Source organism: Caulobacter sp. Root1455 (assembly GCF_001426905.1).
Classification (GTDB): Bacteria; Pseudomonadota; Alphaproteobacteria; order Caulobacterales; family Caulobacteraceae; genus Caulobacter.
In genome coordinates, this window is the sequence record NZ_LMFQ01000021.1 from 477,497 (window position 1) to 489,441 (window position 11,945).

At 67.6% G+C, this 11,945-nt stretch carries 16 protein-coding genes; 10 read left to right on the plus strand and 6 right to left on the minus strand.

What is annotated here, in order from left to right; translation table 11 throughout:
- Nucleotide 1: 1 nt before the first annotated feature.
- A complete protein-coding gene (locus ASD21_RS14405; RefSeq protein WP_056442316.1) occupies nt 2-439 on the minus strand; it encodes a MarR family winged helix-turn-helix transcriptional regulator in 438 nt (145 codons plus the stop codon).
- 74 nt (nt 440-513) lie between these two features.
- Between ASD21_RS14405 and ASD21_RS14410 the strand changes: the two genes are divergently transcribed.
- From ASD21_RS14410 to ASD21_RS23975, 3 genes are all read left to right on the plus strand, one after another.
- Nucleotides 514-2,295, plus strand: coding sequence for a chloride channel protein (locus tag ASD21_RS14410; RefSeq protein ID WP_056442319.1), 1,782 nt, complete (start codon nt 514-516; stop codon nt 2,293-2,295).
- Between the two features lie 43 nt (nt 2,296-2,338).
- On the plus strand, nt 2,339-2,614 hold the full coding sequence (locus ASD21_RS14415; protein WP_056442322.1) for a hypothetical protein: 276 nt from the start codon (nt 2,339-2,341) through the stop codon (nt 2,612-2,614).
- 201 nt (nt 2,615-2,815) lie between these two features.
- Nucleotides 2,816-2,989, plus strand: coding sequence for a hypothetical protein (locus tag ASD21_RS23975; protein ID WP_156390642.1), 174 nt, complete (start codon nt 2,816-2,818; stop codon nt 2,987-2,989).
- Between the two features lie 146 nt (nt 2,990-3,135).
- Here ASD21_RS23975 and ASD21_RS14420 read toward each other — a convergent pair whose 3' ends face one another.
- On the minus strand, nt 3,136-3,939 hold the full coding sequence (locus ASD21_RS14420; protein WP_082554771.1) for a DUF1365 domain-containing protein: 804 nt from the start codon (nt 3,937-3,939) through the stop codon (nt 3,136-3,138).
- Nucleotides 3,936-5,273: an NAD(P)/FAD-dependent oxidoreductase gene (locus ASD21_RS14425; RefSeq protein WP_056442326.1), complete on the minus strand. Its 1,338-nt coding sequence runs from the start codon at nt 5,271-5,273 to the stop codon at nt 3,936-3,938. Before ASD21_RS14425 ends, ASD21_RS14420 begins: the two co-directional genes overlap by 4 nt.
- Before the next feature lie 164 nt (nt 5,274-5,437).
- Between ASD21_RS14425 and ASD21_RS14430 the strand changes: the two genes are divergently transcribed.
- Genes ASD21_RS14430 through ASD21_RS14440 form a run of 3 tightly spaced genes read left to right on the plus strand, consistent with a single transcriptional unit; the run spans nt 5,438 to nt 7,451 of the window.
- Nucleotides 5,438-6,016 carry a sigma-70 family RNA polymerase sigma factor gene (locus tag ASD21_RS14430; RefSeq protein ID WP_056442329.1) on the plus strand — a complete coding sequence of 193 codons (579 nt, stop codon included), beginning with the start codon at nt 5,438-5,440 and terminating at the stop codon, nt 6,014-6,016.
- Entirely contained in the window at nt 6,013-6,651 is a 639-nt protein-coding gene (gene chrR / locus ASD21_RS14435) for a cadmium/peroxide/UV radiation responsive anti-sigma factor ChrR (protein WP_056442330.1), read from the plus strand. The genes ASD21_RS14430 and chrR overlap by 4 nt, the downstream gene beginning before the upstream one ends.
- Nucleotides 6,648-7,451, plus strand: a complete 804-nt coding sequence (locus ASD21_RS14440; protein WP_056442333.1) for a DUF1295 domain-containing protein — start codon at nt 6,648-6,650, stop codon at nt 7,449-7,451. The genes chrR and ASD21_RS14440 overlap by 4 nt, the downstream gene beginning before the upstream one ends.
- Here ASD21_RS14440 and ASD21_RS14445 read toward each other — a convergent pair.
- Genes ASD21_RS14445 through ASD21_RS14450 form a run of 3 tightly spaced genes read right to left on the minus strand, consistent with a single transcriptional unit; the run spans nt 7,448 to nt 8,352 of the window.
- A complete protein-coding gene (locus ASD21_RS14445; protein WP_056442336.1) occupies nt 7,448-7,858 on the minus strand; it encodes a DUF2177 family protein in 411 nt (136 codons plus the stop codon). The two genes, ASD21_RS14440 and ASD21_RS14445, sit on opposite strands and share 4 nt — an antisense overlap.
- Nucleotides 7,859-7,907: 49 nt before the next feature.
- Nucleotides 7,908-8,054: a hypothetical protein gene (locus ASD21_RS23980; RefSeq protein WP_156390643.1), complete on the minus strand. Its 147-nt coding sequence runs from the start codon at nt 8,052-8,054 to the stop codon at nt 7,908-7,910.
- Nucleotides 8,055-8,109: 55 nt separating this feature from the next.
- On the minus strand, nt 8,110-8,352 hold the full coding sequence (locus ASD21_RS14450) for a hypothetical protein (RefSeq protein ID WP_056442343.1): 243 nt from the start codon (nt 8,350-8,352) through the stop codon (nt 8,110-8,112).
- 133 nt (nt 8,353-8,485) lie between these two features.
- Between ASD21_RS14450 and ccoN the strand changes: the two genes are divergently transcribed.
- Genes ccoN through ccoP form a run of 4 tightly spaced genes read left to right on the plus strand, consistent with a single transcriptional unit; the run spans nt 8,486 to nt 11,942 of the window.
- Nucleotides 8,486-10,159: a cytochrome-c oxidase, cbb3-type subunit I gene (gene ccoN / locus ASD21_RS14455; RefSeq protein WP_056442346.1), complete on the plus strand. Its 1,674-nt coding sequence runs from the start codon at nt 8,486-8,488 to the stop codon at nt 10,157-10,159.
- A 10-nt stretch (nt 10,160-10,169) separates the two neighbouring features.
- Nucleotides 10,170-10,913, plus strand: coding sequence for a cytochrome-c oxidase, cbb3-type subunit II (ccoO, locus tag ASD21_RS14460; RefSeq protein ID WP_056442349.1), 744 nt, complete (start codon nt 10,170-10,172; stop codon nt 10,911-10,913).
- 4 nt (nt 10,914-10,917) lie between these two features.
- Nucleotides 10,918-11,076 carry a cbb3-type cytochrome c oxidase subunit 3 gene (locus ASD21_RS14465; RefSeq protein ID WP_056442351.1) on the plus strand — a complete coding sequence of 53 codons (159 nt, stop codon included), beginning with the start codon at nt 10,918-10,920 and terminating at the stop codon, nt 11,074-11,076.
- Entirely contained in the window at nt 11,076-11,942 is an 867-nt protein-coding gene (gene ccoP, locus ASD21_RS14470; RefSeq protein ID WP_056442354.1) for a cytochrome-c oxidase, cbb3-type subunit III, read from the plus strand. Before ASD21_RS14465 ends, ccoP begins: the two co-directional genes overlap by 1 nt.
- Nucleotides 11,943-11,945: the final 3 nt, after the last annotated feature.

Below are 11,945 nucleotides of genomic sequence, written 5' to 3' on the forward strand. Positions count from 1 at the left end.
GTCAGGCCCGGTCGCGGCCAAGGCGAGCAAGGGCGGCGGTCAGGGCGGGCTCCAGGGACTTCAGCTCCTTGAGATGAGCCGTGCTCAACTCGGCCAGCAGGTCTTCGGCCTTGTCGGTCAGCGCCAGGTGCACCTTGCGGCGATCCTGCCGGGACGGAAGCTTGCTGATCAGCCCCGCCTCGACCATCCGCGCGGTCAGTTCGGTCGCGGTGTGGGGCGCGATCATCAGGCGTTCCGACAAGGTCCCCACCGTGGGCGCGTCCGCGCCGTCGAAGCCGGCGATCGCCAGCAGCGCCTGGTGCTGCTGGGCTGGAAGGCCCGCGCCATGCGCGGCGGTTTCGCTGAACGCCAGGAACCGGCGCAGCTCGTAGCGGAAGGCCGCCAGCGCCACGTACTGCGTGCGTGTCAGGCCGTCTTCGTCACGATTCTTGTCGTCCAAGCGCCCACCCCTCTTGGAAAATATCGTAATACGACATATTGGCGCTTTCACAAGAGCCGCTCCGAGAGGGAAGCATGACCGCCGCCGAGTCCAGTTTCATGGGGAACGCCCCACGCCGCGCGCTTGGCGACTTCACCGCCGACCGCCGCCTGCTGATGTTGGCGGCCATGGCCCTGGTGGTCGGCAGCGGCGGGGCGGGCGCGGCCTGGCTGCTGATCCGCCTGATCACCCTGACGACCAACCTCGTCTGGTTTGGACGGTTCGATATCGCTTCCCGCTCGCTCGAGCACCTGGCCCCCTCCCCCTGGATGGTGGCCGCGCCGGTGCTGGGCGGCCTGGTCATCGGTCTGATGGCGCGGTTCGGATCGGAGAAGATCCGCGGCCACGGCATCCCCGAGGCCATCGAGGCGATCCTGATCGGCGGCAGCCGCATGTCGCCCAAGGTGGCCGTGCTCAAACCGATTTCGTCGGCGATCTCGATCGGCACGGGCGGACCGTTCGGGGCCGAGGGCCCGATCATCATGACCGGCGGGGCGATCGGCTCGCTGTTCGCCCAGTTCTTCCACCTCAGCGCCGCCGAGCGGAAGACCCTGTTGGTGGCCGGCGCGGCGGCCGGCATGACCGCGATCTTCGGCACGCCGGTGGCCGCCGTCCTGCTGGCGGTCGAGCTGTTGCTGTTCGAATGGCGGCCGCGCAGCTTCATCCCGGTCGCGGTCGCGGCGGTCACCGCCACCAGCTGGCGGCCGCTGCTGTTTGGAAGCGGCCCGCTGTTTCCGTTCGCCGCCGATCCGCTGCTGCCCTGGTGGGGCTTGGCCCTGTGCGCGGGCCTGGGCGTGCTGGCCGGGCTGCAGTCGGGTCTGCTGACCAAGCTGCTGTACGGCCTGGAAGACGCCTTTGAGCGTCTGCCGATCCATTGGATGTGGTGGCCGGCGCTGGGCGGTTTGGGCGTGGGCCTGGGCGGGCTGGTCGAGCCTCGGGCCCTGGGGGTCGGCTATGACGTGATCGGCGACCTGCTGACCGGACATCTGGTCGTCCAGGCGGTGGTCGTCCTGCTGGTGGTCAAGGCGCTGATCTGGCTGGTGGCCCTGTCGTCGGGCACTTCGGGCGGGGTGCTGGCCCCGCTGCTGATCCTGGGCGGGGCGATGGGATGGCTGGTCGGCCAGGTCTTGCCGGGCGACGCGGGCTTCTGGGCCTTGCTGGGCATGGCGGCGATGCTGGGCGGCACCATGCGCTCGCCGCTGACCGCCGTGATCTTCGCGGTCGAGCTGACCGGCGACTGGCGAATGCTGGCCCCGCTGCTGGCGGCCTCGGCGGCCGCCTACGCCACGACGGTGCTGCTGCTCAAGCGCTCGATCCTGACCGAGAAGATCGCCCGCCGCGGCCGACACCTCACCCGAGAGTACGGGGTCGATCCCTACGAACTGGTCCGGGTCTCGGAGGTGATGGTCCAGGCGGTCGACACCCTGCCGGCCGACCTGCCCATTCCCGCCGCGGTCGCGGTTCTGGAGCGCGGTCGTCACCGTGTCTATCCGGTCGTCGAGGCGTCCGGGCGGCTGGTCGGACTGGTGTCGCGGGCCGACGCCCTGGCTTGGCGGGTCGAGGGCGGGCTGGACGAACAGACGCTCGCCGAGCGGGTGTCGGACGCGGCCCTGCCGGTCGCTCATCCCGACGACGTCGTCGCGCGCGTGGTCGGCCTGATGCTGGCGACCGGCCAGGGCCGCATACCGGTCACCGACCCGGCCACCGGCCGACTGGTGGGCCTGCTCGCCCGCAAGGACCTGCTGCAGATCCATGCGACGACCTCGAAGGCCGAAGGCGAACGACAGGCCTATTTCCTCCCCGGGCGACGGGACTAGCTCGGTGACCGGCGAGTCCGAAGAGCGGTCGAGGCGCGAACGGATGCTCGTGCTGGCGGCGCGACAGCAGGCGCTGGCGGAGGTGCTGTTACAGATCCGCCGACTGATCGGACCCGAGGCGACGCCGGACGCCGGCGAGCCCGACCAGGCCTACCAGCGCCTCAAGACCGGCTGGCGGTCGCTGCACGCCTGGCTGGAAGAGGCGGGCCGCGAGAGCCGTCTGGAACTGCGGCTGCTGCGCTCGGAACAAACCCATAGGTTTGCATCCGAGCGGGCGGGGCCCTGGGTCTGGCTTCGCGATCTGATCCACAAGCGTTGATCTGGATCCAGGCCGCCCAAAGGTGATGTTGCGTGAGTTCGACGGAACAACGGCAGGATGGAGACAGCTTGCGAAGAACCGGTCGAATGCGACCGGCGCGACGGGCGGGATTGGGTGGAAAGAGGCCGCTCCGCCTATTAGCTCGCGCGTTCTGCCGGAAGAGAGCGTATTCTATCGCGCATAGGATGAAAGGCGGACGTCATGACGCCTTACGAGCTACGGCGAGCCAACATCGCCCATTTCACGCTGTTGCTTGCCCGGACGAACGATCCCTCCGAGCGCTCGCGCATCGAGGGATTGCGGGATGAGGAACGGCTCAAACCCGACGAAAAATACCCGCAGACGGGCGCGGACAGCAAACGCCCTCGGGACTGATCTCAAAAAGCGCCGCTCCAGGAATTCCGAACGCTAGTCAGCCTGGTCCGAGACTTCATCCGCCGGCGCGACTTAGCGACCCAGCGATCATGAGGTGCAGACGCCACTGTCAGCGGCCATACGGCTCAGCAACCGCACCAGCCCGTTCAGCGTCCAAGACGACTCTCCCGAGGCCTACGCTGGATCGTGACCGCCTCGTCCGCCGGCGCCGGCTGGCGGGTCACCCTCACGCCCTTGAGCCAGAGCTGAAGCGCCTCCCAATGGATGGCGGCCGTGACCTTCAGGGTCAGCAGAGGCAGGGCGGCGGCGGCGGACAGCAGGTCGCGATCCTCCATCGGTCGCCGCTCGGCGGCCATGGCGGCGATGAGCAAGGGCCCCTCGGCGTCACGCCCCGTGATCGTCAGGTCCAGCCTCTCGCCCGGAGCATGGCCGCGGAATTCATAGTCCATCGCCATCCCCATGAAGGGCGAGACATAGAGGGCCTTGGCCGCGCCCTGGCGGATCCGGCCGGTCGCCTGATCCCCCTCCGGCACGGGAATGACATAGGCGTGCCGGACCCCGAAGGTGCTGGTCACCTCATAGACCAAGGCCGCCAGCCGGCCGTCGAGATGGTGGCAGTAGAAGACGCTGATGGGATTGAAGACGTAACCTAGGACGCGCGGCATGGTCAGCAGGCGAACCGGCCCTTGGCCGATGTCGATCCGCGCCCGTCCGAGCCAAGCCTCGACCTGCGACCGCAAGGCCGTTGTCGAACCATCCCCGTGGTCGCGATCGTGAAAGGACAGCAGGTTGAACCGGCTGCGCGAGAACAGACGCAGCCGCTGGTCCAAGTCGTCGAGCTCCTCCAGATCCAGCAGCAGCCAGAAGACGCGATAGTTGAACCGATGCGCCTTGGGCCGCAGTCGCTGGTGCATGACCTCGCCGCGATAGAGCGCCGACGCCCAGGTCACGCCGCCGCCTCCATGGTCTGGGCCGGAGCGGGCGACAGATGGATGCGCCCGCTCTCGTTCTCGACTGTCCAGGGGCGACGCACGCCCCCCAACTGCTCGGCGACGGCCAGGCCCGACTGCAGGCCGTCCTCGTGGAAACCCGCGCCGAAATGGGCGCCGCAGAACCAGACCCCGCCCTGCCCTTGAAGACTCCACAGCTGCTTCTGCGCCCGGAGCGCCGCCGGGTTGAAGATCGGGTGGTCATAGAGCTCGCTGCGCAACAAGGTGTCGGGGTGCGGCGGGCGTGGCGGGTTGAGGGTGACGAACAGGTCCTGGCCGGTCAGGCCCTGAAGCCTGTTCATCCAATAGGTGACGCACAGGCCGTCATCCGCGCCGATGTAGTTCCAGCTCGCCCAGGCGCCACGGCGGCGGGGCATCAGGCCGGCGTCCGTATGGAGAACGGTCAGATTGCGGCTGTAGCGGAAGGCGCTCAGCAGTTCGGCCTCGCGGGCCGTCGGCTCGGCCAACATGGCCAGGGCCTGATCGGCGTGAGCGCCGATCACGACGTGGTCGAAGCGCGCGACCCCGCCCTGGCTGTCGTGGATCATGACCCCGTGATCGGTGCGTCGCACCGCGGTGACGGCGCTTTCAAGCCGGACATCGCCAAGACCCCGGGCGAGATGTTCGACATAGACCCGGCTGCCGCCCTCGACCGTTCGCCAGAGCGGGCGACCGGCCAGTTTCAGCAGGCCGTGATTTCCGCAGAACCGAATGAAGGCTTCGGCCGGATAGTCCATCAGCGTATGGGCGGGCGAAGACCATATCGCCGCGGCCATCGGCAGGAGGTGGTCGTCGCGAAAGGCCTCGCTGAAGCCTTCCCGCTTGAGGTAGCCGCCGAGTGTCAGATCGGGATCCATGGGGCCCATCAGATCGATCGGGGCCTGCCGATAGAAGCGCATGATCTCGCCCAGCATCGACCAGAAGCGGGGCCGCACGACGTTGCGGCGCTGCGCGAACAGGCGGGGCGCGGCATATTCGAACCGCCCCTCGTCCAGCGACACGGCGAAGGACATTTCGGTCGCCCGCGTGGCGACGCCCAGATGCTTAAAAAGGGCGATCAGATTGGGGTAGGTGGCGTCGTTGAAACAGATGAACCCCGTGTCGACCGCCACTTCTCCCTCGATCGTCGACGCCATGACGGTGTTGGAGTGGCCGCCCAGACGATCGGTCTTTTCGTAGACCGTCACTTGGTGGCGCTGCGACAGCAGCCAAGCCGACGACAGGGCCGCGACCCCAGACCCCACCACGGCGATCTTGAGAGGCCCGGCGGAAGGGCGGGCGTACGAAGATGACATTGCGGCTCCGAAAAGCGCTCGACCTTCAAGGGGCGGGCTTTATCGGACTACGCATCGGCGTCGGGATTGGATCGCGAATGATCCAAATATTTCCCCGGAGCGTACTAAGCTCCATGCATGTCGCGACCTCGTCATTGGCGTCACAAGGAAGTCGGTCTCTCCGCATGAGCCATCCGGAGCTCGAGCAAGACCCGCTGTTTCACGACCGCCTGATCGAGGCGGTGGCGCTGCGACGCGACCGCGATGCGTTCGCCCATCTCTTCAACCATTTCGCCCCGCGGCTTAAAGCCTGGTTGATCAGGTCCGGCGCCGCGCCCGGCGCGGCCGAAGATTTCGCCCAGGACGCCATGCTGACCGTGTGGCGCAAAGCGGATCTATTCGACCCGCGAAAGGCCCGGGCGGCGACCTGGATCTTCACCATTGCCCGTAACCGGCGGCTGGATGCGCTGCGGCGCGACGCCCGCCCCCTTCCCACGCCTGAAATTGAATTGGCGGGCGAAGCTGTTCTCCGCCCCGACGAGATCCTGTCGATGTCGGAGGACACCGAACGGGTGCGAGAGGCGCTGTCGCGCCTGAGCCGCGAACAGGTGGAGGTGTTGCGCTTCGCCTTCTTCCTGGAAAGCCCCCATTCCGAAATCGCCCTTCATCTCAATCTGCCTCTAGGCACCGTCAAATCCCGAATTCGCAACGCCATGATAAAGCTTCGCCTCATTCTCCAACCGTCTCGGGAGGCGCCCCGATGATCCCACGCCACGGCCCGTCCGAGGAACGGCTGCTCGCCTACGCCGCCGGCGTCCTCAGCCCGCCTCAGGCCGTCGTCGTCGCCACCCATCTGGCGCTGCGCCCCGCGGCCGACGCCTGGGTGCGCCGGCTCCAGGCCGTCGGCGGCCAATTTCTCGAGGAGACGGCGCCCGTCGCCCTGTCCTCGGACGCTCTGACACGAGCCTTGGCGCGCATCGAAACCGATACGGGCGAGGTCAAGAGGCCGGCCCCGCTGAACGACATGGCCGAACTACCCGAACCGCTGCGGCGCTACGCCCTTGGACCGTGGCGCTGGATCGGGCCAGGCATGCGGGTGCGTGACGTCCATGCCCCGCGTGACGGCGACTGCAGGGTCATATTGCTTAGGATCGATCCGGGGCGCGAGACGCCCCGCCACACGCATGGCGGCGTCGAACTGACCTGCGTCCTGACCGGCGCCTACGCCACCGAGACAGATCGTTTCGAGGTCGGCGACCTGGAGGAGGCCGACGGCGAGGTTCTTCACCGGCCGCGGGTGGTGTCGGATCATCCCTGTCTCTGCGTCGCCGCCCTGGACGGCCAGATCCAACTCGACGGCTGGTTGGGACGACTGGTGCAGCCCTTCGTGCGGCTATGACCGAACTCCTGCCGCTTTGGGCGGCGGCGGCGCTTTTTCTGGTTCTGACGATGAGCGCGGCCTGGCTGGTCCAGTGGCGCACCCGGCAGGGCGGATGGGCCGACGTCTTCTGGTCGCTCGGCCTGGGCGCGGCCGGCGTCGCTGTCTCGCTGTTTCCGCCGCATGGCGCGGCGCCGTCCGCGCGCCAGGTGCTGGCGGCCGTGCTGATCGGGCTTTGGGGCTTGAGGCTGGGCGCGCACATCGCCAAGAGGGCGGCCACCGAGCGCGAGGACGCCCGATACGCTCGCTTGCGTCACGACTGGGGTTCACGTTTTCAGACGCGAATGTTCGGCTTCCTGATGTTGCAGGCGGGCGCCGCGGCGTTCCTGGCCCTCAGCATTCTCCTGGCCGCGCACAATCCAGCGCCGGCTTTAGGCTTCCAAGACGGACTGGCCGCCCTGATCTTCCTGTCCGCCCTGGCTGGCGAGGGACTGGCCGATCATCAACTCGCCGCCTTCAAGGCCAACCCGGCCAACCGCGGGCTCATCTGCGACAGCGGCCTGTGGGCCTGGTCGCGCCACCCCAACTACTTTTTCGAATGGCTGGGTTGGTGCGCCTGGCCGCTTTTCGCCATCGACTTCGGCGGCGACTGGCCCTGGGGTTGGCTGGCGCTGAGCGGACCGGCCTACATCTATTGGCTGTTGACGAAGGTCTCGGGCGTGCCCTTGTTGGAAGACCACATGAAGCGCTCGCGCCCCGCCGCCTTCGCCGCCTACGCCGCCCAAACCAGCGCCTTCTTCCCTCGCCCGCCCCGTCGCTAGGCTGGCGGGCGCAGAAGCCTCGCGACCAGGGCGCAAGCGGTCGCTGATGCGCTGGCGCTGACGCACATGCCCCAGACCATGTCGATCAGGGCGAGCTTCAGGCTCCAGCTCTTGAGCGTGGCCAGATTGGTCAGGTCATAGGTCCCATAGGCGAACAGCCCGAGCAGTCCTCCCCAGAGCAGGGCCTTCTTCCAGCCGCCCTCGGCCAGCCCAGGCAGTACGGCGAACAGGGTCAGCCCCGCCGCGTACAGCGCATAGAACGCGATCGCTGGCGCCAGTCTGAAATTTTCCGCCAGCATCGACCCGATAAGCGGCCGGTAGAGTCGGTCTCCCATTGCTCCCAACCAGACCGTGTCGATCATGGCGAAGACGACCAGCGTCAGGACATAGGCGACGGCGACGTTCATGGGAGGCTCCACCCTTTCCAACGCGATACGCGTGGGGCGTGCGAATGGATCATTTGATGCTCATCTGGCAGGTTGAATGGCGCATGCCGGCCGCGCCGCCAAGTCCCACGCCGATCTCGTCGAAGAGGAGGTTTTCCTGCCGGCGACCCTGCCAGCGGAAGATGAACATCCAGCGCTCGGCGCCGGCCGAATCCACGATCAGGTAGAGTTTCCCGCCGTCGCCGTACCGATCTGGCGGCAGGCTTCCGGCATCAGTCGGCCCGCACGCGCGCCTCGATACGGCGCCGCGCCCCGCATCGCGCCGACATCGCCGCCAGCGCGGCGAATCCGACGGCCGCTGCGCACCACGGGCAATGGAGCGCCGGTCCACGTCCGCAGATCTCGCCCAACGCCCAGACCGAGACCATGTGCAGCCAGGCCAGCTGAGCGCTGACTCCGGCGGCGATCAGGGCGAGGATCGCGAGGCGCGACCAGAATTTCGGCGTGAACGTCACGAGAGCGCGACTCCTGTCGAGGACATCAGGCCACCATCCGTGATTTTCCCGACCTCGCCTTGACGGAAATCAAGGCCGGGCCGCGCGAGGTGCGCAATCTGCACCCGGGCAGTCCAAGCGACTTCGGGAAATCATGACAACGCCATCGGACCTTATCGGCCAGGGGCCGCACACCGCCAACGCGCACCTGGCCCCTCCGGGGGGATCCAGAGGGCTGCTCGTGTTCTGCCTGATCTCGGCCTTCGCCGCGGTGATGGGCGCCGGACTGACGCAGGATCCGATCTTCCGGCTTCACGCCGGCATCGTCGCCCTGGCCGCCATGCTCGGCGCCTTCGTGCTCACGGGCAAGCTGGCGGGGGGGACCCTGCTGGATGAGCCCGACCGCTACGCCGACGGCGTGATCAAGGCCGGCGTGATCGCCACCATGTTCTGGGCGGCCGTGGGTCTGCTGGTCGGGGTGGTGATCGCCTGCCAGCTGTCCTGGCCCCGGATCTTCTATTTCCCCGAGGCCGGGTGGCTGAACTTCGGCCGGCTGCGGCCTGTCCACACCTCCGGGGTGATCTTCGCGTTCGGCGGCAACGCCCTGATCGCCACCTCGTTCTGGGTCGTGCAGCGCACCTGCCGGGCCCGGCTGGCTGGCGGCATCGCGCCCTGGTTCGTGTTCTGGGGCTACCAGCTGTTCATCGTCCTGGCCGCCACCGGCTATCTGGCCGGCGCCACCCAGAGCCGCGAATACGCCGAGCCCGAATGGTACGTCGACATCTGGCTGACTCTCGTCTGGGTGACCTATCTGCTGGTGTTCCTGGGCACGATCTGGAAGCGCCGCGAGCCGCACATCTACGTGGCCAACTGGTTCTACCTGGCCTTCATCGTCACCATCGCCCTGCTGCACCTGATCAACAACGCCGGCGTTCCCGTCGGCCCGCTGAACCACAAGTCCTACGGCGTGTTCTCCGGCGTCCAGGACGCCCTGGTCCAGTGGTGGTACGGCCACAACGCCGTCGGCTTCTTCCTGACCGCCGGGTTCCTGGGCATGATGTACTACTTCGTGCCCAAGCGCGTGGAGCGGCCGGTCTACAGCTACCGGCTGTCGATCGTCCACTTCTGGTCACTGATCTTCATCTACATCTGGGCGGGCCCCCACCACCTGCACTACACGGCCCTGCCGCAGTGGGCCCAGACCCTGGGCATGACGTTCTCGATCATGCTGTGGATGCCGTCGTGGGGCGGCATGATCAACGGCCTGATGACCCTGTCGGGCGCGTGGGACAAGCTGCGCACCGACCCGGTGGTGCGGATGATGGTGGTCGCCATCGCCTTCTACGGCATGAGCACCTTCGAAGGCCCGGTGATGTCGATCCGCGCGGTCAACGCGCTGAGCCACTACACCGACTGGACCATCGGCCACGTGCACTCCGGCGCCCTGGGCTGGGTCGGCTTCATCAGCTTCGGCGCCGTCTATTGCATGGTGCCGTGGCTCTGGAAGAAGCCGGCCATCTACTCCAACAAGCTGATCGAGTGGCACTTCTGGCTCGCGACCGTCGGCATCCTTCTCTACATCGCCGCGATGTGGGTGTCGGGGATCATGGAAGGCCTGATGTGGCGTGAGTACACGCCCCAGGGCTTCCTGGCCTACAGCTTCATCGAGACGGTCTCGGCCAAGCACGTCGAGAACGTCATCCGGATGGTCGGCGGCCTGATGTACCTCTCCGGAGCCCTGATCATGATCTTCAACCTGTGGCGCACGGTCGCATCGACCTCCGCCGAGCCCGCGGTCTCGGCCGCGCCCGCTCCCGCGATCGCCTGAGGACCCCGCGATGTCATTCTGGAAGCACCACGCCAAGTTCGAGCGTCACTCCCTGTGGCTGGTCGTCGGCGTCCTGATCGTCGTGTCGATCGGCGGCCTGGTCGAGATCGCGCCGCTGTTCTGGCTGCAAGGCACGATCGAGAAGGTCGACGGCATGCGGCCGTACACGCCGCTCGAGCTGGAAGGGCGCGACATCTATGTCCGCGAGGGCTGCTATCTGTGCCATTCGCAGATGGTCCGCCCCCTGCGCGACGAGGTCGAGCGCTATGGCCACTACAGCCTGGCGGCCGAGAGCATGTACGACCACCCGTTCCAGTGGGGCTCCAAGCGCACGGGCCCGGACCTGGCCCGGGTGGGCGGAAAATACTCCGACGCCTGGCACCGCGACCACCTGAACGATCCGCGCTCGGTGGTCCCGGAGTCGGTGATGCCGCCCTACCAGTTCCTGTCGAACGCCGAGCTCGACTACCGCGACCTGGTCGACAAGATGCGGGCCCAGAGGACCGTCGGCGTGCCCTACACCGACGCGGAGATCGCCAACGCCAAGGCCGATCTGGAGGCCCAGGCCGATCCGTTCTCGACCGGCGCGGTCGCCCTGCGCAAGCGCTACGGCGCCAAGGTGGTCAATCGCGACTTCGACGGCGATCCCGACAAGATCACCGAAATGGACGCCCTGGTGGCCTACCTGCAGATGCTCGGCACCCTGGTCGACTTCAAATCCTACAAGGCCCAAGCGCCCGAGAACCAGAGGTAGCGGCATGACCTACGAAACCGTCGCCCGCATCGCCCAACAAGGCGGCCTGATCTACTTCGGCCTGATCTTCCTGGTCGGCGTGGGTTTCGCCCTCTGGCCGTCCAAGGCCGCCGAATACAAGCGCGCCGCGCAACTACCGCTGGAAGACGAGGAACTGCGCTGATGGCCGACCGCGAAACCGACGACGTCACCGGCACCGAGACCACCGGCCACGAGTGGGACGGCATCCGCGAACTGGACACCCCCCTGCCGCGCTGGTGGCTGTGGGTCTGGTACGGCAGCATCGCGTTCGCGATCGTCTACTGGATCCTGATGCCGGCCTGGCCGGGCGTGCACGGCTACACCAAGGGCCTGCTGCATCACTCCGACCGGGCCGATGTCGCCAGCGACCTTCACGCCCTGGACGTCCAGCGCGGGGCGGGCGCGAGCATGATGCGCAAGGCCAGCCTTGAGCAGATCGAACAGGATCCCAAGCTGCAGGCCTATGCCCAACAGGTCGGCCAGTCGGTCTTTGGCGACAACTGCGCCACCTGCCACGGCGTGGGCGGCACGGGCGGCAAGGGCTATCCGAACCTGCGCGACGACGTCTGGCTGTGGGGCGGCTCGCTGCAGGACATCCAGCACACGATCACCGTCGGCGTCCGGTCCGGACACCCGGGCCAACGCCTGTCGCAAATGCCGGCGTTCGGCCGCGACGAGCTGCTGCCGCCCGCCGCGGTCAGCGACCTGACCGAATATGTGGTCAAGCTGTCGGGCCGGCCGGCCGACGCGGCGGCCGCGGCGCGGGCCGCGCCGGTGTTCGCCGAGCAATGCGCCAGCTGCCATGGCGTGGACGGCCGCGGCATGCAGTCGGTCGGAGCGCCCAACCTCACCGACGGCGAATGGCTGTACGGGGCCGACCGCACCGCCATCCGGGGCCAGATCCACGCCGGCAACGGCGGCGTGATGCCCACCTGGGAAAGCCGCCTGAGCCCCGAGACCATCAAGGCCCTGGCGGTCTACATCCACGCGAACGCGGGCGGTCAGTAGGGG